The 18,588-nt window shown below is 59.8% G+C and carries 17 protein-coding genes; 7 read left to right on the top strand and 10 right to left on the bottom strand.

Going from position 1 to position 18,588, the window contains the following annotated elements:
- The first annotated feature begins 190 nt into the window (after positions 1 to 190).
- Positions 191 to 880, top strand: a complete 690-nt coding sequence (locus HX790_RS08655) for an HAD-IA family hydrolase (protein WP_169984992.1) — start codon at positions 191 to 193, stop codon at positions 878 to 880.
- A 90-nt stretch (positions 881 to 970) separates the two neighbouring features.
- Here HX790_RS08655 and HX790_RS08650 read toward each other — a convergent pair whose 3' ends face one another.
- On the bottom strand, positions 971 to 1,717 hold the full coding sequence (locus HX790_RS08650; protein WP_099548784.1) for a 3-oxoacyl-ACP reductase family protein: 747 nt from the start codon (positions 1,715 to 1,717) through the stop codon (positions 971 to 973).
- 105 nt (positions 1,718 to 1,822) lie between these two features.
- Here HX790_RS08650 and HX790_RS08645 point away from each other — a divergent pair, with 105 nt between their 5' ends.
- Positions 1,823 to 2,746 (top strand): LysR family transcriptional regulator, encoded by a 924-nt coding sequence (locus HX790_RS08645; RefSeq protein WP_099548785.1) that lies wholly within the window; start codon positions 1,823 to 1,825, stop codon positions 2,744 to 2,746.
- 201 nt (positions 2,747 to 2,947) lie between these two features.
- Here the strand turns inward: HX790_RS08645 and HX790_RS08640 are convergent, their stop codons facing one another.
- From HX790_RS08640 to HX790_RS08630, 3 genes are all read right to left on the bottom strand, one after another.
- Positions 2,948 to 3,670 carry an aspartate/glutamate racemase family protein gene (locus HX790_RS08640; protein ID WP_099548786.1) on the bottom strand — a complete coding sequence of 241 codons (723 nt, stop codon included), beginning with the start codon at positions 3,668 to 3,670 and terminating at the stop codon, positions 2,948 to 2,950.
- A 13-nt stretch (positions 3,671 to 3,683) separates the two neighbouring features.
- Entirely contained in the window at positions 3,684 to 5,213 is a 1,530-nt protein-coding gene (locus HX790_RS08635) for an NCS1 family nucleobase:cation symporter-1 (protein ID WP_017134732.1), read from the bottom strand.
- A gap of 467 nt (positions 5,214 to 5,680) precedes the next feature.
- On the bottom strand, positions 5,681 to 6,415 hold the full coding sequence (locus HX790_RS08630) for a phosphoadenylyl-sulfate reductase (RefSeq protein ID WP_017134733.1): 735 nt from the start codon (positions 6,413 to 6,415) through the stop codon (positions 5,681 to 5,683).
- Positions 6,416 to 6,566: 151 nt separating this feature from the next.
- Here HX790_RS08630 and thrH point away from each other — a divergent pair, with 151 nt between their 5' ends.
- Positions 6,567 to 7,184, top strand: a complete 618-nt coding sequence (gene thrH, locus HX790_RS08625; protein WP_017134734.1) for a bifunctional phosphoserine phosphatase/homoserine phosphotransferase ThrH — start codon at positions 6,567 to 6,569, stop codon at positions 7,182 to 7,184.
- A 109-nt stretch (positions 7,185 to 7,293) separates the two neighbouring features.
- On the opposite strand, the gene HX790_RS08620 is transcribed toward thrH, so the two are convergent.
- The 6 genes from HX790_RS08620 to HX790_RS08595 all read right to left on the bottom strand — a co-directional run bounded on the left by HX790_RS08620 (position 7,294) and on the right by HX790_RS08595 (position 12,759).
- Entirely contained in the window at positions 7,294 to 7,650 is a 357-nt protein-coding gene (locus HX790_RS08620) for a type II toxin-antitoxin system HigA family antitoxin (protein ID WP_017134735.1), read from the bottom strand.
- On the bottom strand, positions 7,650 to 7,952 hold the full coding sequence (locus HX790_RS08615) for a type II toxin-antitoxin system HigB family toxin (protein ID WP_017134736.1): 303 nt from the start codon (positions 7,950 to 7,952) through the stop codon (positions 7,650 to 7,652). The genes HX790_RS08620 and HX790_RS08615 overlap by 1 nt, the downstream gene beginning before the upstream one ends.
- Before the next feature lie 226 nt (positions 7,953 to 8,178).
- Entirely contained in the window at positions 8,179 to 9,522 is a 1,344-nt protein-coding gene (gene pabB, locus HX790_RS08610; protein WP_017134737.1) for an aminodeoxychorismate synthase component I, read from the bottom strand.
- Positions 9,523 to 9,701: 179 nt separating this feature from the next.
- Positions 9,702 to 10,688: an alpha-L-glutamate ligase-like protein gene (locus tag HX790_RS08605; RefSeq protein ID WP_017134738.1), complete on the bottom strand. Its 987-nt coding sequence runs from the start codon at positions 10,686 to 10,688 to the stop codon at positions 9,702 to 9,704.
- A complete protein-coding gene (locus tag HX790_RS08600; protein WP_017134739.1) occupies positions 10,688 to 12,220 on the bottom strand; it encodes an inactive transglutaminase family protein in 1,533 nt (510 codons plus the stop codon). Before HX790_RS08600 ends, HX790_RS08605 begins: the two co-directional genes overlap by 1 nt.
- Before the next feature lie 5 nt (positions 12,221 to 12,225).
- Positions 12,226 to 12,759, bottom strand: coding sequence for an ATP-dependent zinc protease (locus HX790_RS08595; RefSeq protein WP_017134740.1), 534 nt, complete (start codon positions 12,757 to 12,759; stop codon positions 12,226 to 12,228).
- Between the two features lie 272 nt (positions 12,760 to 13,031).
- Between HX790_RS08595 and HX790_RS08590 the strand changes: the two genes are divergently transcribed.
- The 4 genes from HX790_RS08590 to acnD all read left to right on the top strand — a co-directional run bounded on the left by HX790_RS08590 (position 13,032) and on the right by acnD (position 18,583).
- Positions 13,032 to 13,745, top strand: a complete 714-nt coding sequence (locus tag HX790_RS08590) for a GntR family transcriptional regulator (RefSeq protein WP_017134741.1) — start codon at positions 13,032 to 13,034, stop codon at positions 13,743 to 13,745.
- Positions 13,742 to 14,635 (top strand): methylisocitrate lyase, encoded by an 894-nt coding sequence (prpB, locus tag HX790_RS08585; RefSeq protein WP_017134742.1) that lies wholly within the window; start codon positions 13,742 to 13,744, stop codon positions 14,633 to 14,635. The genes HX790_RS08590 and prpB overlap by 4 nt, the downstream gene beginning before the upstream one ends.
- Positions 14,636 to 14,677: 42 nt before the next feature.
- Positions 14,678 to 15,805, top strand: coding sequence for a 2-methylcitrate synthase (gene prpC / locus HX790_RS08580; RefSeq protein ID WP_017134743.1), 1,128 nt, complete (start codon positions 14,678 to 14,680; stop codon positions 15,803 to 15,805).
- Between the two features lie 183 nt (positions 15,806 to 15,988).
- Positions 15,989 to 18,583 (top strand): Fe/S-dependent 2-methylisocitrate dehydratase AcnD, encoded by a 2,595-nt coding sequence (gene acnD / locus HX790_RS08575; protein ID WP_169984982.1) that lies wholly within the window; start codon positions 15,989 to 15,991, stop codon positions 18,581 to 18,583.
- Positions 18,584 to 18,588: the final 5 nt, after the last annotated feature.

The raw sequence follows: 18,588 nt of genomic DNA, 5'->3' as shown, positions 1-18,588 counted from the left end.
GAGTTTGCAGGTAGTCGATAAACACGCGCAGCTTTTTCGGTGTGTTGCTGCGGTTGAAGTCATACAAGTACAGCGCATTGTGGGCACCTTGAATAGCGCCGCAGGGTGGAGGGCCGCCAAGGTTGCTTACCTACGCTGTAGGCCGCTATTGTGCTGAAACCTTTTAGTCCTTCCCCAAGGTGCTGTTGCGATGAATGTACCGCGTACTCCAGTCGGTCCGATCAAGGCCGTGATTTTCGATATGGACGGGTTGTTGCTGGACACTGAAGGTATCTACACCGAAGTCACACAGATTATCGCCGAACGCTACGGCCGCACCTACGACTGGGGCATCAAGCAGCACATCATCGGCCGGGGCGCTCAGGACCTGGCTGAATATGTGGTGAAGGCGCTGGACTTGCCGATCACCCCGGCAGAGTTTCTGCTGATTCGCGAACCGCTGATGAGCGAGCGTTTCCCCAAGGCCTTGGGCATGCCGGGTGCCGAAGCGCTGGTGCGACATTTGAAGGCGCACAACATCCCGATTGCCGTGGGCACCAGTTCGTCGCGCAATTCGTTTGGCCACAAGACCACCTTGCACCGTGAGTGGTTTGGCTTGTTCGGCACGATCGTCACCGCCGATGACCCAGAAGTGGGTGCCGCCAAGCCCGCGCCGGATATCTTCCTCACTGCCGCCCGCCGCTTGGGTGTCGCGCCCGAGGATTGCCTGGTGTTTGAAGACTCGCCGTTTGGCGTGACCGCCGCCAAGGCTGCCCACATGACCGCCATCGCCGTGCCCGATGAAGCCATGGCCGACAGCAAGTACCAGCATGCCGACCAGATCATCCGCAAGCTGGCGGACTTCGACCTGGCGGCCTACGGCTTGCCACCAATGTCCTGACCCAACACGGTCAAAAAAATGTGGGAGCTGGCTTGCCTGCGATAGCGTCCTCAAGATCGCCATCGCAGGCAAGCCAGCTCCCACATTTGGTTATGCGCTGAAACCACCATCAATGGTCAAGCTCGCACCCGTGATGTAGCCCGCCTCCGGACCGGCCAGATACGCCACGAAGCTGGCAATCTCTTCGACCTGCCCATACCGCCCAACCGCCATCAACCCCATCAAACTCGCTGCAAACTCACTGTCTGCCGGGTTCATATCGGTATCCACCGGCCCAGGCTGCACATTGTTAATGGTGATGCCACGCGGTCCCAGATCCCGTGCCAGGCCCTTGGTCAGCCCCACCAGCGCCGCCTTGCTCATCGCATACGGCCCGCCACCGCCAAACGGCATGCGCTCGGCATTGGTGCTGCCGATATTGATCACGCGGCCGCCTTCACCCATGTGTTTGGCCGCTTCCTGAGTGGCGATAAATACACTGCGCACATTGATCGTCAGGGTCTGGTCGAAGTCTTCCAGCTTGAAATCTTCCAGTGGCGCGATGGCCAGCACACCGGCGTTGTTCACCAGGATATCCAGGCGCCCAAAGGCTTCGACGGTGGCGTTGACGGCGTTGCGAATCGCCGTGGCATCGGCACTGTCGGCCTGAATGGCCAAGGCTTTGCCGCCTGCGCTGATCACGCTGTTTTGCAGTGCCTCGGCCTTGGCGGCAGAGCTGACGTAGGTAAAAGCAACGGCTGCACCTTGCGCTGCCAGACGTTTGACGATGGCGGCGCCAATACCGCGGGAACCGCCCTGGATCAATGCAACTTTGCCGCTGAGATTGTGTGTGGTCATGTCGTTCTCCAAGTAGTTGATGGACCGAGTATCGGCCTCACCCACCCAAGCCGGTAGACCGTGATTGCTATAGTCTGTGTAAACCAAAAGTTTAGAGTGGTCGATATGGAGAGCTTTGGCAGTATCGAATGTTTTGTGCGCAGCGCCGAAGGTGGCAGCTTTGCCGAAGCCGCCCGGCATCTGAGTTTGACCCCGGCGGCAGTCGGTAAAAGCGTCGCGAAGCTGGAAGCACGCCTGGGTGTTCGGCTGTTTCAGCGTAGCACCCGGCGGCTGACGCTGACGGAAGCCGGCAAGCTGTTTCTCGAAGAAGTCAGCGCCAGCCTCACCACCATCCAGAATGCCGTGGCTAACTTGGCCAGCGCCGAAGGGCGGCCGGTGGGCACCTTGAAAGTCAGCATGGGCACGGTGGTGGGGTGTTTGTACATCGTGCCGTTGCTGGGCGAGTTTCTGAAGCGCTTCCCGGGTATCAGCCCCGACTGGCATTTTGATAACCGTCAGGTCGATCTGATTGGGCAGGGCTTTGACGCCGCACTGGGCGGTGGGTTTGAGCTGCCTCAGGGGGTGGTCGCACGCAAGCTCGCGCCGGCGCATCGAGTGCTGGTGGCCTCGCCCGATTACCTGACGGCACATGCGGAGGTTGTGCAGCCGGCAGACCTTGAGCACTGCGATGGCATCCTGATTCGTTCGCCACAAACCGGCCGTGTGCGTTCCTGGCAACTGACCGGTCGCCACGGCGAGCACGGCCCGTTGAACCTCAAGGCGCGCATGACCATGAGCGATTCCCAGGCGGCCTGCGTCGCGGCAGACCAGGGGTTGGGCATTGCGCTGGTGAGCATGCCGTTTGCCGTGCCTTGGCTGGCGAGCGGTAAGTTGGTACGCGTACTGCCCGATTGGTATGTCGACGACGGCAACATCTCCATCTACTACGCCGAACACAAACTACTGCCCGGCAAGACCCGGGCGTTTGTGGATTTCATCATCGAGCAGTTTACCGAGCAGAAACTGGGGCAAGCGTTCAGCGCGATTTGATCACTACCATCTACCGAGTCGCGGCCATCGTCTGTAGTAAGGCGCCCGTTGTGGCGAGCAGGCTTGCCCTGCGTTGGGCTGCGAAGCAGCCCCAAATCCAGGCGCTGAGTACTTTCAGAAGGAACTTCAGTGTGTTTACTGGGGCCGCTGCGCAGCCCAACGCAGGGCAAGCCTGCTCGCCACAGGAGAATATGGATGCCTTCAGCGGTGGCCTGGCCAGCCGATCACCTTCTTCGGCCGTGGTGTTGCATAAGTCCTGATTTTCGACGTCGACAACCCCAGGCGCACCAGCGATTCGGCAATGGTGACCGCCGCCGTGACGCCGTCCACCACCGGCACGCCGGTACGCTGGCGAATCTGCTCATCCAGCCCGGCCATGCCGCCGCAGCCCAGGCAGATCACTTCGGCCTTGTCGTCGCGAATGGCCAGCTCCGCCTCGCGCACGATGGCTTCCATGGCGGCCAGCGGGTCTTCTTCCAGCTCCAGCACCGCCATGCCGCTGGCGCGCACCGAGGCGCAGCGTTGATAGAGACCTGCGAGTTTCAGGCGGTCTTCGATCAACGGCACGGTGCGGTCCAGGGTGGTGACCACCGAATAGGCATGGCCCAGAAACATCGCCGTGCTGGCCGCCGCTTCTGTGATGTCCACCACCGGCACGTTGAGCAATTCCTGCAAACCTTCACGGCCATGTTCGCCGTAGCCGGCCTGGATCACCGCATCAAACGGTTGGTCGTAGGCCATCACCCGGTCCATCACGGCGATGGCGGCCAGGTAGCTTTCAAAGTTGCCTTCCACCGATTCGGCGCCAAAGTACGGGGTAAGCCCGACGATTTCGGTGCCTGGTGAAGCCACAGCCCGCGCCTGCTGGGCGATGGTGTCGGTGATTGACGCGGTGGTGTTGACGTTGACCACGAGGATGCGCATGGAATGTCCTTGATTAATGACTGGCGTTATCGACTGCAATGCTTTCGCCGCTGACATCGGCGTAGAACGTTTGGCGCTTGGCGATCAGCAAGTACAACAGCCCTGCAATACCGGCGCCAAACAGCCAGGAAAACGGTGCGACGCTGGCAAAACCGGGTAACAGTGCCAGCAGAATGGCGATGATTGCCGCAGGAATAAACGCCGCGACCGCGCGTAAATTGACCCCACGGCTGTAGTAATAAACGCCATTCGGGTCTTCGCTATACAGCTGCAGTACATCCACCTGGCTTTTACGGATCAGCCAATAATCGACCATGATCACCCCATACAACGGCCCCAGCAGCGCACCCAGCCCGGAGAGGAAATACACGATCACCAGCGGGCTGTTGTAGAGGTTCCACGGCAGGATCAGCACCGCCACGGTGGCGCTGATCAGCCCGGCCCGCCGGAAGTTCAGGTACTTGGGCGCCAGGTTGCTGAGCACAAAGGCTGGCGCGACAAAGTTGGCCATGATGTTCACCGCCACGGTAACGATCAGGAACGCCAGGCAGCCGAGCACGAGGAAGAAGGTATTGGGGATGGCCGCAATGATTTCGGTCGGGCTTTCGATCACCCGGCCATTGAGCTGGAACTGCCCGCCGCAGAGCAACACGGTGATCGCGGCAAACACCAGAATATTTACCGGCAAACCCCAGAAGTTACCGACCAGGATGGTCTTGCGGCACGGCGAGGAGCGCGCGAAATCGCAAAAATTGAGGATCAGCGTGCCATAGATGCTCAGCCACAGCGCGCCACCGGCAAAGATGTTGCGCCACATCTCGCCACCGCTCAAAGGCTCGCGGATCGACCAGGCAATATTGCCGCCGACCTGGAAGTACATCCAACCGGCCAGCGAAGCCACGGTCACCAGAATCACCGGCCCGGCGAAGGCTTCATAGCGGCGCACCATTTCCATGCCGTACGCCAGGATCGCCAGTTGCACAAACCAGATCGTGATGAAACACGCCCAACCCAAGGTCGACAGGCCGAGAATCGAGTTGTGGTCATAGTCGGCAAATCCTGGATGAATTGCCGACAGCAACACACGGAAAACCACCGAGGCCAGGTAGGTCTGGATACCAAACCAGGCGATCGCAATCACCGCACGGATCAGCGCCGGGATCTGCGCACCATGGATGCCGAAACTGATACGGCTGATCACCGGAAACGGCACGCCGGTTTTCTGGCCCATAAACCCCGACAAGTTCATGAAGAAATACACCAGCGCTGCGCCGATCCCCAGGGACAGCAGAATCTGCCAGCCGCCGAGGCCCAGCGCATACAAGCCGATGGCAAACGAATAGTTGGCGATGTTGTGCACGTCGTTGGTCCACAACGCGAAGATGCTGTAGCGCCCCCAGCGTCGGCCTTCGGCTTTGGTGGGAGCCAGGTCCTTGTTATGCAGGCGCGGGCTGAGTACCAATGGGCCGGGGCTTGCGGCCTCGAGATTCAGGGCGGAGGAGGGCAGATCCAGTGCGATGTCATTCGAGAGGCTTGTACGCATTCCGGCAGGCTCCGGCGCATGTGCAGGAACGCTGCAGATGGCAAAGTGTATGTATGTTTTGTATTTATTGTATACAAAGAGCAATTCACCTTAAGCCACATGCGTGCCAGTTTTGGGTCTATGAAAATCAGTGCTAATTTCGTTTTTATAGGTTTGTTAAATAAATTGCTGAATTAAAAGCAATATAAATTGACCGATTGAACAGGTATTTATTTTTTGTGCGGAGGCGCTTTATTTTAGAGGGAAGCAGCGTTAGGAAATGAGTGTTACGTTTTGGTGCGGGAGAATACGGATTGCACACATAAATGGCACTTATGGTTACATTAGTGTGTACATTTCTAGGGGCTGCCCAAAACAAAATGTGGGAGCGGGCTTGCCCGCGAAGGCGGCCTCTCAGCCGACTTATAAGTGACTGATCCACCGCAATCGCGGGCAAGCCCGCTCCCACATTTTTACCGCGTCAGCCCTCAAGCCTTGCTGATGATATTCCCGGCATGCAGCCCGCATTCCTTCTGCGTGGCTTCTTCCCACCACCAGCGGCCTTCGCGCTCATGCTGGTTAGGCAATACCGGGCGGGTGCAGGGCTCGCAGCCGATGCTGATAAAACCGCGCTCATGCAGGCTGTTGTAGGGCAGCTCCAGCATGCGGATATAGCCCCAGACTTCCTCGCTGGTCATCTGCGCCAGCGGGTTGAATTTGTACAGGGTGCGCTCCGGGGTGGAGAACGCTGTATCGATCTCCAGCGCCGCCACCTGGCTGCGGGTGCCGGGGCTCTGGTCGCGCCGTTGGCCGGTGGCCCAGGCGTTTACGCCGGACAGTTTGCGCCGCAGCGGTTCGATCTTGCGCACGCCGCAGCATTCACCATGGCCGTCTTTATAGAAGCTGAACAGGCCCTTTTCCTTGACGAAGGGTTCCAGCTTGCTCTGGTCCGGCGAGATCAGCTCGATGTCGATTTTGTAGAAGTCGCGCACCTGCTCGATAAACCGGTAGGTCTCCGGGTGCAGACGGCCGGTGTCGAGGCTGAACACCTTGACGTTCTTGTTCAGCTTCCAAGCCATATCGACCAGCACCACATCCTCGGCACCGCTGAAGGAAATCCACAGGTCATCACCAAACTGGCTGAATGCCAGCTTGAGAATGTCCTGAGCGGATTTGTTGGCATAAGTCGCGGCGAGTTCAGCGACGTCGAAGGCTTGGTTCATCAGGACGGTTCCTACAGGTCAGTGGCGCTGAGCGCTCTATAGGGGAGTGATGGTATCAAAATCCGCTCTGCGTTGCGGCGCCGCGCTTGAATCGCTAGAGTTCGGCAGTCCTTTTGCTCGCTCAACTAACAACATCCAATAGGAGTGTCTTGTGGAAATTGCCTGTCTCGACCTGGAAGGGGTACTGGTTCCGGAAATCTGGATCGCCTTCGCCGAAAAAACCGGTATTGAATCCCTGCGGGCAACCACCCGTGACATTCCCGATTACGACGTGTTGATGAAGCAGCGTCTGCGCATTCTTGACGAGCATGGCCTCAAACTCGCCGATATCCAGGAAGTAATCGCGACCCTCAAGCCGCTGGACGGCGCCATCGAGTTCGTCAACTGGTTGCGCGAACGCTTCCAGGTGGTGATTCTGTCGGACACCTTCTACGAATTCTCCCAGCCGTTGATGCGCCAGTTGGGTTTCCCGACCTTGTTGTGCCACCGCCTGATCACTGATGAAAATGATCGAGTGGTGAGCTATCAACTGCGTCAGAAAGACCCTAAGCGCCAATCCGTGCTGGCGTTCAAGACCCTTTACTACCGCGTGATCGCCGCTGGCGATTCCTACAACGACACCACGATGCTGGGTGAAGCTGACCGTGGGATTCTGTTCCATGCGCCAGAAAACGTGATTCGCGAGTTCCCGCAGTTCCCGGCGGTGCATACCTTTGAGGACTTGAAGAAAGCGTTCATCAAAGCGTCGAATCGGCAGTTGAGCCTGTAAGTGACTCAGTGCTGTTGATGGCCCCATCGCAGGCAAGCCAGCTCCCACACTGAATGCGGTCAACCTGTGGGAGTTGGCTTGCCTGCGATGAGGCCCGTGCGGCCACTGCCTAAACCCCGGCCAGTAACCGCTCATATGGAATGCTCAAGCCTTCATGCAGCCGCTTGATCATCGACAGGCTCAGCTTGCGCTTGTGGTTCAGCACCTCTGACACCCGCCCACTGGTGCCGATAAAGGGCTCCAGATCACGGGCAGTCATGCCTAATTGCTCCATGCGAAATCTGATCGCCTCCACTGGGTCCGAAGGCGGCATGGGAAAGTGTTCCGCCTCGTATTTCTCAATAAGCACGGCAAGAATTTCCAGCTCGTCACCCTCTGGCGAGCCAATGTCCGCGCCCCAGAGCTGCTCCACACGCACAAGCGCAGCGGTCAGGTCTTCCTGGGAATGAATAGGTTTGATGTTCATCACACGGTCTCCGCGTTTATCTGGTCGTACTGCATATGGGTTCCCACGAAACGCACGAACCCCAGCTGTCGTTGATAGTCGATCGCCATGATCACTCGATACTTGTTGCCGCCCACGTTGAAAACAACTCTGCCGCCCTTGAGAATGCTCGCCGTTCCAAGCTCTGCCTTGAGTGCCTGTGGCGTTGTGTAAGTGGTCCTCTCCATATGGCGATACAGTTCGACCAGCGGTGTTTTGGCATCGGTATGAGCGCGATGGCTTTCCCAGAATGTCCTTAAGGTAGAGAGGGCGATTATCCGCATCGCTGCGCCCTCCCAATTTGGGAGATATTAGGTGGGGTTCGTGTGAGATGCAATCCCGGAAATAATTTCTGACGAGTAGGCATTCGCTTCATGTGATCCTTCACAGGTGGCGGGTGGACGGTCTGAGCCGGACGCTATCCGCCCGCTCATACTGCGTCCACAGCCGTTCTGATTCAGTTTTTTCTGTCGCTGGGCGCCGCGTACGAGCGCCAGGAAAGGCGGGGTGCTACAGGTTTTCCAAAGTGTGTAACAAGACCCGCACCTTGGTCAGCGACTCTTGATACTCCGCCTCCCACTCCGAATCCGCCACGATCCCGCCACCGCCCCAGCAGTTCACGTGCCCATCCTTGACCAGCAAACTGCGGATGGCGATGGAGCTGTCCATCTCGCCGCGTACATCCAGATACACCAGCGAGCCGCAGTACAACCCGCGTCGGGTCGGCTCCAGCTCATCGATGATCTGCATTGCGCGAATCTTCGGCGCGCCGGTGATGGAGCCGCCAGGGAAGCTGCCGGCGATCAGGTCGAGGGCGTCTTTGTCGTCGGCCAGCACCCCCGTCACGCTGCTCACCAAATGGTGCACATTGGGATAACTTTCCAGGCTGAACAACTCCGGCACTTTCACCGAGCCGGTGCGGCAAGTGCGGCCGAGATCGTTGCGCAGCAGGTCGACGATCATCAGGTTTTCGGCGCGATCCTTGGCGCTGGCCAGAAGTTCGGCGGCGTTGGCGGCGTCTTCTTCAGGCGTCAAACCCCGCGGGCGGGTGCCTTTGATTGGGCGGGTTTCGACCTGGCGTTTGCTGATCTGCACGAATCGTTCCGGCGACAAACTGAGTACCGCGCCGTCATCGGGCAGGCTCTGAAACCCGGAAAACGGGGTAGGGCAGGCCTCGCGCAACGCGCAATACGCCACCCAGGGATCGCCGCTACAGGGCGCGCGAAAACGTTGCGCAAAGTTGACCTGGTAGCAGTCGCCCGCCTGGATGTAGTCCTGAATACGCGCGATGGCCTGTCGGTAGGCCTCGGGCGTGAGCTCCGGTGCCATGGGACCGTTGAGCTTGAAGGTGTCAGATGATTCAGCAGCAGGTTGCCCGAACAGGTTGACCAACCGCAGCCGTTCGCTGTCGGCCAACGTGGGGTGAAAGACCAACTGGCTGGTCTGTGCCTGGTGATCGCTGATCAGCGCCCAGGCATACAGCCCGAAGCGCGCATCCGGCAGGTGCAGGTCATCCACAGCCCAATCAGGCATTTGCTCCAAGTGCCGGCCAAAGTCATAACTCAAGTAGCCAATCAGGCCGCCAGCAAACGGCAGCGCATAACCTGCAGGCAGATCCGCTTCGCCCAACTGCGTCAGGTTGGTCCGCAAGCGTTGCAGGAAATCACCGCCACTTTCGTCAGGCGCAACCGTCAATGTCGCTCGCGGCCAGGCGCTGAGCAAGTCATAACGCCCGCGTTCGGCAGCCGGGCGGCCACTGTCGAGCAGCACTGCGCCAGGGGCATGACGAATCGCCGCAAAGTAGTCGGCGGGGTTGGCCCGGTAGGGCATCGGGTGTACGGAGCAGGTCGACATTGCAGGGTGGATCAGCTGTTGGCGTGGGGGTGGCGATTGTAGTCCCCTGAAGGGTTTGGTCCTAGAGGGGATGTCGGTGATAGCTGGATAGAGGTGTTGCTTGTCAGAAAGCTATCGCAGGCAAGCCAGCGCCCACTGGTTGATCGCGTGTGGGAGCTGGCTTGCCTGCGATGAGGCCATCAGCCTTCTACCGCAGGAATATGCCCAAACATTTCCTGCACAAACTTCACCCGTTCTTCCGCAGTTTCGGTCACGCCAGCCGCTTTGAGTTCGTCCAGTCGCGCTTCAACCGCATGGGTACGCAACGTCAAACCGCAGTCGTTAGCGATCTGGATATTCAGCCCCGGTCGCGCATTCAGCTCCAGGATCAACGGACCTTTTTCCTGGTCCAGCACCATGTCCACGCCGATATAGCCCAGCCCGCACAGCTCATAGCAGCCGGCCGCGAGCTTCATGAACCCGTCCCAGTTGGGCAGCTGCACGCCATCCACCGCGTTGGTGGTGTCGGGGTGTTTGGTGATGATGTTGTTCAGCCAGGTGCCGCGCAGTGTCAGGCCGGTGGCGAGGTCCACACCCACGCCAATCGCGCCCTGGTGCAGGTTGGCCTTGCCGCCGGACTGGCGGGTCGGCAGACGCAGCATGGCCATCACCGGGTAGCCCATCAGCACGATAATGCGGATATCCGGCACGCCTTCGTAGCTGATGCTCTTGAAGATCTGGTCGGGCACCACGCGGTATTCGATCAGTGCGCGGTCGCGGTGGCCGCCCAGGGAGTACAAACCGGTGAGGATGCTGGAGATCTGGTGCTCGATTTCTTCATGGCTGATGATCTTGCCGGACACCGTGCGGTAGCGCCCTTCAAACCGGTCGGCTACCACCAGGATGCCATCACCGCCGGCACCCTGGGCCGGTTTGATCACGAAGTCGCTGCGCCCGCCGATGATCTCGTCGAGCTTGTCGATTTCCTTCTCGGTGGAAATGATCCCGTACATCTCGGGCACATGGATGCCCGCCGCAATCGCCCGTTCCTTGGTGATGATCTTGTCATCCACGATCGGGTACAGGCTGCGCTTGTTGTACTTGAGCACGTAGTCGGCGTTACGCCGGTTGATGCCCATGATCCCTCGCGCTTCGAGGGCCTTCCAGGTTTTCCAGAAGCCGAACATTACGAATCAGCCTTGAGGAAGGCCTTGAAACGCACCAGCTCGGTCAGGCGATAGCCGCGATAGCGACCCATGGCCAGCATGAAACCCACCAGGATCAACAGGATGGCCGGGAAGGTGAACACAAAGTAGACCAGCTCCGGCACGCTCATGATGATGTGCGCCAGGGCGGCGGCGAACAGTGTGCCCACGGCCACTTTCAACGCATGGTTGGCGCCACGTTCTTCCCAGGTGATCGACAGGCGCTCGATGGTCATGGTCAGAATCACCATCGGGAACAGTGCTACCGACAACCCGCGTTCCAGGCCCAGCTTGTGGCTGAACAGGCTGATGGCCGCAATCAGCACCACCACAAAGGTCAGCACCACCGAGAGCCTCGGCAGCATCTGCAGCTTCAAGTGTTCCAGGTACGATCTGAGCGACAGGCCCAGCGCGGTGATGATAGTAAACAGCGCAATGCCGAAGCCCAATTGCGTCTCGCGAAACGCCAGGGCGATCAGTACCGGGGTGAAGGTGCCCAGGGTTTGCAGGCCGATCAGGTTGCGCAGGATCAGAATCACCAGCACGCCGATGGGGATCATTACCATGATCATGAAGGTTTGCTGGGTTTGCAGCGGCAGGCCGTACAACGAGTATTCGAGGAAATTGGCGTCGGTGTTTTCGTCCGTCAGCTTGGCCAGGCGAATCGCGTTCATCTCGCTGTTGTTGAGGCTGAAGGTTACTGCGGCCTTCTTGCCGCCATCCACCGTGATCAGGTTTTCATCGCCGGTCCACCACAGCAGCCGGTCGGACGGCAGGCCTTGCTCGCCGGTTTCCGGGTTGAAGTACAGCCAGTCATTGCCGTTGAAGCTGCGCAACCACAGTTCCGGAGTTTGCGGCTGGTCGGCGACTAGCCGGATGGTGTGGACTTTTTCCACCGGCACATGGGCGATGGACAGCAACAGTTCGACGATCTTGGCTTTGTGTGGCGTGGACGGGTCGCCCGCCAGCAATAGCTTTACATTGTCGTCGTTGAGGTTGTTGGTGCGCTTGATCGCCTCGGTGATAAAGGTCTCGACGTCGGCCGAATGCTGGCGGATCGGCGCCAGCAGGGCTTCGGCGGCGATTTTTTCCGGGCCTTCCACAGCGATGCTGTCACGGAAGGTCGGGCCTTTGACCTTGACCTTTTCACCGCTGTAGCGCTTGGTCAGCACCAGGCGGTAATACAGGGTCTGCTTACCTTTGGCTCGGCGCGCCGACCAGGTGACCTTGCGGTTGCCGTCGGTGCGGTTGACGCTCACGCCGTAGTTATTGGAAATAAAGCTTTCATTGAGACTGACGAAGTCGCGGCTCAGGGGCGGCACGAACATCGAGATCTTCACCGGGTCCTTGGGGTTGGCGACGAACTCGACCTTGGCGTCGATGTTCCACAGGTCGTCGGTGGCGTCTTCGGTGACGGGAATTCCCAGCACGAAAATCTGATAGGCGGTGACCGAAATACCCAACACCACCAGGATGGTGATCAGGATTCTCAGGTGCAGGGTCAGAGAGCGCATTCGGTTTACTCGGCGGTATGAGCGTCGGCGGCGCAGGCGGGTTTGCCCGCTGCGTATTTAAGACTGGGGTCGACCAGCGCATCAAAGCGTTTCAACGCTTCGGAGCCGATCAGCAGCGGGTATTGGAAGGCGCTGCGGTCAGTCAAGTTCACTTCGATGCTGCGTAAAGCGGTGCCCATGCAGATATCCAGGGAGATCACTGGGCGGGCGGTGTAGTTCTTGTCCTCATCGGGGTCGTAGTCACCGGCGCGGCGCTTGATCTTGCTGACGCGGGCCAGGGGGCGTTCGATGGGGTGGGAGTGGGCGGTGTCGATGGCGAGATAAAAGCGTACCCAGGATTCGCCGTCGCGCTTGAAACGCTTGATATCGCGGGCGCTCAACGAGGCAGTCTTGGCGCCGGTGTCGAGTTTGGCGGCGACTTCCAGGTCGATGCCGGCCAATTTGGCGTATTCATTCAGGCCATACACGGTCTTCTCGGCGGCAACGCCAAGGCCAGGTATGCACAGTAGGCAAATAAGAAGGAAGGGCTTGAGTCTCATAGATCCTGACGCGGTGCAGTGCGATGTTCAATTCAAGGCGACTGGCATTGCTGCGCAAACTCCCTCGTGCGCCGTTTCATCAAGTGATGTCAGGCAAAAGCGGCGGGCATTCTAACATGATGCTTTTCTGGCGCCAGCGCTGGCAGGCGGCCATGCCCAGCGAAGGTGCGGCAAGGGTTATTAGACGATTGTCGACAATATGGATTTATTCTTTGACTAATAGGGCTTGATTGGCTAGTTTTTGCGACATTGCTTTTAAAGGTGTCGACAATATGCTGGATCAGCTGGAAACGCCGGTGGTGTCGCAAGACGATTCCCAGACCATGTCAGAGAACGTCTTCCGGCGTATCCAGGCCGCCATCGTCAAGGGTGAAATCGCTCCCGGCAGCAAGATCTCCGAACCGGAACTGGCGCGCACCTATGGCATCAGCCGTGGCCCGTTGCGTGAGGCTATCCACCGCCTCGAAGGCCAGCGCCTGCTGGTGCGTGTGCCTCATGTGGGCGCAAGAGTGGTGTCCTTGAGCCATGCCGAGCTGATCGAACTGTATGAAATCCGCGAGTCCCTGGAAGGCATGGCCTGCCGCCTGGCCGCCGAGCGCATGACCGACGCCGAAATCGAAGAGCTGCGCCAGGTGTTGCACACCCATGAGCGCGACGAAGCGTTTCAGGCGGGCCTGGGCTACTACCAGCAGGAGGGCGACTTCGATTTTCATTACCGGATAATTCAAGGCGCCGGTAACCGCACCCTTACCCAAATGCTCTGCGGCGAGCTGTACCAATTGGTGCGCATGTACCGCATCCAGTTCTCCGCCACCCCGAATCGTCCACGCCAGGCTTTTGCCGAGCATCACCGCATTCTTGACGCGATTGCCGATCGCGACGGTGAACTGGCCGAGTTGTTGATGCGCCGCCATATCGGCGCTTCCAAACGCAATATTGCCCGTCATTTCCCGGACGGCGCTCCTTCATCACGAGGTGAGTCATGAGTTCCAACAATAAAACCACTCCAGGCCAGCGTTTTCGTGACGCCGTTGCCAGCGAACAGCCCTTGCAGGTGGTTGGCGCAATCAATGCCAACCACGCGCTGCTGGCCAAGCGTGCCGGTTTCAAGGCGATTTATCTGTCAGGCGGCGGCGTAGCTGCCGGTTCCCTGGGCGTGCCGGACTTGGGCATCACCGGCCTGGACGACGTACTCACCGACGTACGCCGCATCACCGACGTGTGCGACCTGCCGCTGCTGGTCGACGTCGACACCGGTTTCGGCTCCTCGGCCTTTAACGTGGCGCGCACCGTCAAGTCGATGATCAAGTTCGGCGCCGCCGCCATCCATATCGAAGACCAGGTCGGCGCCAAGCGTTGCGGGCATCGCCCGAACAAAGAAATCGTGTCCCAGCAGGAAATGGTCGACCGCATCAAGGCCGCCGTAGACGCGCGCACCGATGACAGCTTCGTGATCATGGCGCGCACCGACGCGCTGGCGGTTGAAGGCTTGGAGTCGGCCCTGGAGCGTGCCGCCGCCTGCATCGAAGCCGGTGCCGACATGGTGTTCCCGGAAGCCATCACTGAGCTGGAGATGTACAAGCTCTTCGCCTCAAAGGTAAAGGCCCCGATCCTGGCCAACATCACCGAGTTCGGTGCAACCCCTCTCTACACAGTCGATCAACTGAAATCTGCCGATGTTTCCATCGTGCTGTACCCGCTCTCGGCTTTCCGCGCCATGAACAAGGCCGCCGAGAACGTCTACACCGCGATTCGTCGCGACGGTACGCAACAGAACGTCATCGACACCATGCAAACCCGCATGGAGCTTTACGATCGCATCGACTACCACACCTTCGAGCAGAAGCTCGACGCGCTGTTCGCCGCGAAAAAGTAACGAACGCGCCTCCCTGAATAACTACAAAATTGGAGAAGAACCATGGCTGAAGCAAAAGTACTGAGTGGTGCCGGCCTGCGTGGCCAGGTGGCCGGGCAGACCGCACTGTCTACCGTCGGCCAGGCCGGTGCCGGCTTGACCTATCGCGGCTATGACGTGCGTGAACTGGCCGCCGATGCGCAATTTGAAGAGGTCGCCTACCTGCTGCTCTACGGCGAGTTGCCGAGCAAAACCGAATTGGCCGCTTACAGCGCCAAACTCAGCAAACTGCGCGACCTGCCGCAAGCGCTTAAAGAAGTGCTGGAACGCATTCCTGCCGACGCCCACCCGATGGACGTGATGCGCACCGGTTGCTCGTTCCTGGGCAATATCGAACCCGAGAAAGACTTCAGCGCGCAGCACGATGTCACCGACCGCCTGCTCGCCGCTTTCCCGGCAATCATGTGCTACTGGTATCGCTTCAGCCACGACGGCAAAAAGATTGACTGCGTGACCGACGAGCCAAGCATCGGCGGCCACTTCCTGCACCTGCTGCATGGCAAGAAGCCCAGCGCGTTGCATGAAAAAGTCATGAACGTGTCACTGATCCTCTACGCCGAGCACGAATTCAACGCCTCGACCTTCACCGCCCGTGTGTGTGCTTCAACCCTGTCCGATCTGTATTCCTGCGTGACCGCCGCCATTGGCTCGCTGCGCGGTCCGTTGCATGGCGGCGCCAACGAAGCCGCGATGGAGATGATCGAGCGTTTCGGTTCGGCCGAAGAAGCCGTCGAAGGCACCCTCGGCATGCTGGCGCGCAAAGACAAGATCATGGGCTTTGGCCACGCGATCTACAAAGACAGCGACCCGCGTAATGAAGTGATCAAGGGCTGGGCGAAAAAACTCGCGGATGAGGTCGGCGATAAAGTGTTGTTCCCGGTCTCCGAAGCCATCGACAAGACCATGTGGGAACAGAAAAAGCTGTTCCCCAATGCTGACTTCTACCATGCCTCGGCGTACCACTTCATGGGCATCCCGACCAAGCTGTTCACGCCGATCTTCGTGTGCTCGCGGCTGACCGGCTGGGCTGCGCATGTGTTCGAGCAGCGCGCCAACAACCGCATCATCCGTCCAAGTGCCGAGTACATCGGCGTTGAGCAGCGCAAGTTCGTGCCAATCGAACGTCGCTGAGTGGCATGAACCAGGCACATTGGCCTATGTGCTTTTCTGTGGGAGCTGGCTTGCCTGCGATCGCATCACCCTGGTGTACCTGTCACACCGCAGTGATGCCATCGCAGGCAAGCCAGCTCCCACAGAGAGCCAGGCCAGTGTCGACAGTTCGCCTTGTGAACCTACCGTGACCGAGTCCTGACGATGAACACAGAATTTCGCAAACCGCTGCCCGGCAGCCGCCTGGATTTCTTCGACGCCCGCGCGGCTGTCGAGGCAATCACGCCCGGCGCCTATGCCACCTTGCCGTACACCTCGCGCGTGCTCGCCGAAAACCTGGTGCGCCGCTGCGACCCGGCCACCCTCAACGCTTCCCTGAGCCAACTGATCGAACGCAAACGCGACCTGGATTTCCCGTGGTTCCCGGCGCGCGTGGTGTGCCACGACATCCTCGGCCAAACCGCGCTGGTCGACCTTGCCGGCCTGCGCGATGCCATCGCCCTGCAAGGCGGTGACCCGGCGCAGGTCAACCCGGTGGTGCCGACCCAACTGATCGTCGACCACTCGCTGGCCGTCGAAGCCGGTGGTTTTGACCCGCAGGCGTTCGAGAAAAACCGCGCCATCGAAGACCGTCGCAACGAAGACCGTTTTCACTTTATCGAGTGGACCAAAAAGGCCTTCAAGAACGTCGACGTGATCCCGCCGGGCAACGGCATCATGCACCAGATCAACCTGGAGAAAATGTCTCCGGTGATCCAGGTGCGTGACGGTGTGGCCTTCCCCGATACCTGTGTCGGCACCGACAGCCATACCCCGCACGTAGACGCCTTGGGCGTGATCGCCATCGGCGTCGGTGGCCTTGAAGCCGAGAGCGTGATGCTCGGCCGCGCCTCGTGGATGCGCCTGCCGGAAAGCGTCGGCGTGGAACTGACGGGCAAGCTGCAACCGGGCATCACCGCCACCGACATGGTGCTGGCGCTGACCGAGTTCCTGCGCAAACAGAAAGTCGTGGGTGCGTGGCTGGAGTTTTTCGGCGAAGGCGCTTCGGCACTCACCCTGGGCGACCGCGCGACCATCTCCAACATGGCCCCGGAATACGGCGCTACCGCCGCGATGTTCTACATCGACCAGCAAACCATCGCCTACCTGAAACTCACTGGCCGCGAAGACGAACAAGTCACGTTGGTCGAGCAATACGCCCGCCACACCGGCCTGTGGGCCGATGACCTCAAGGGCGCGCAATACGAGCGTGGATTGACCTTCGACCTGTCCAGTGTCGTGCGCAACATGGCCGGCCCGAGCAACCCGCATGCGCGTGTTGCCACCAGCGATCTGGCGTCCCAAGGCATCTCCGGTCAGTGGGATGAAGTGCCGGGGCAAATGCCCGACGGCGCGGTGATCATCGCCGCCATTACCAGTTGCACCAACACCAGCAACCCGCGCAACGTGATTGCCGCAGGCTTGCTGGCACGTAATGCCAACCAGCTGGGGCTGACGCGCAAACCGTGGGTCAAATCCTCGCTGGCGCCGGGCTCGAAAACCGTGGCCATGTACCTGGAAGAAGCCGGCCTTGGCCATGAGCTGGAAAAACTCGGCTTCGGCGTGGTGGCGTTTGCCTGCACCACTTGCAATGGCATGTCCGGCGCACTCGACCCGGTGATCCAGCAAGAAATCATCGACCGCGACCTGTACGCCACTGCCGTGCTGTCGGGTAACCGCAACTTCGACGGGCGTATTCACCCGTATGCCAAGCAAGCGTTCCTGGCTTCGCCGCCGTTGGTGGTGGCCTATGCGATTGCCGGTACCATCCGCTTCGACATCGAAAAGGATGTGCTGGGCCTGGATGCCGACGGCAAGGAAATCCGCCTGAAAGACATCTGGCCAAGCGACGAAGAAATCGACGCTGTGGTCAAGGCGTCGGTCAAACCGGAGCAGTTCCGCGCCGTCTACATCCCGATGTTCGCGATCCACGAAGACACCGGCCCCAAAGTCGCGCCGCTGTACGACTGGCGCCCGCAAAGCACCTACATCCGCCGCCCGCCCTACTGGGAAGGTGCGTTGGCGGGTGCGCGGCCGCTCAAGGGCATGCGCCCGCTGGCGGTACTGCCGGACAACATCACCACCGACCACCTGTCGCCGTCCAACGCGATCATGCTCGACAGCGCCGCCGGCGAATACCTGGCGAAAATGGGCCTGCCGGAAGTCGACTTCAACTCTTACGCGACCCATCGCGGCGACCACTTGACCGCGCAGCGCGCAACCTTCGCCAACCCGAAGCTGTTCAACGAAATGGTCGTGGAAAACGGCAAGGTCAAGCAGGGTTCCCTGGCGCGTATCGAGCCCGAAGGCCAGGTCACGCGAATGTGGGAAGCCATCGAAACCTACATGGAGCGCAAGCAGCCGCTGATCATCATTGCCGGCGCCGACTACGGCCAGGGCTCGTCCCGCGACTGGGCGGCCAAGGGCGTACGCCTGGCCGGTGTGGAGGCGATTGCCGCCGAAGGGTTCGAGCGCATCCACCGTACCAACCTGGTGGGCATGGGCGTGTTGCCGCTGGAATTTTTGCCGGGCACCGACCGCCACACACTGAAGATCGACGGCAGCGAAACCTATGACGTGGTCGGCCAACGCACCCCGCGTGCGCAACTGACGCTGGTGATCAACCGCAAGAATGGCGAACGTGTCGAAGTGCCGGTGACGTGCCGCCTGGACACCGCCGAAGAAGTGTCGATCTACGAGGCGGGCGGCGTGTTGCAACGTTTTGCCCAGGACTTCCTGGAATCGGCGGCGACGGCTTAAGGGGA

Source organism: Pseudomonas sp. IPO3747, assembly GCF_013385245.1.
Taxonomy (GTDB): domain Bacteria; phylum Pseudomonadota; class Gammaproteobacteria; order Pseudomonadales; family Pseudomonadaceae; genus Aquipseudomonas; species Aquipseudomonas edaphica.
The sequence above is the reverse complement of the archived record's forward strand: the minus strand, read 5'-3'. Positions and strand labels throughout refer to the sequence as shown.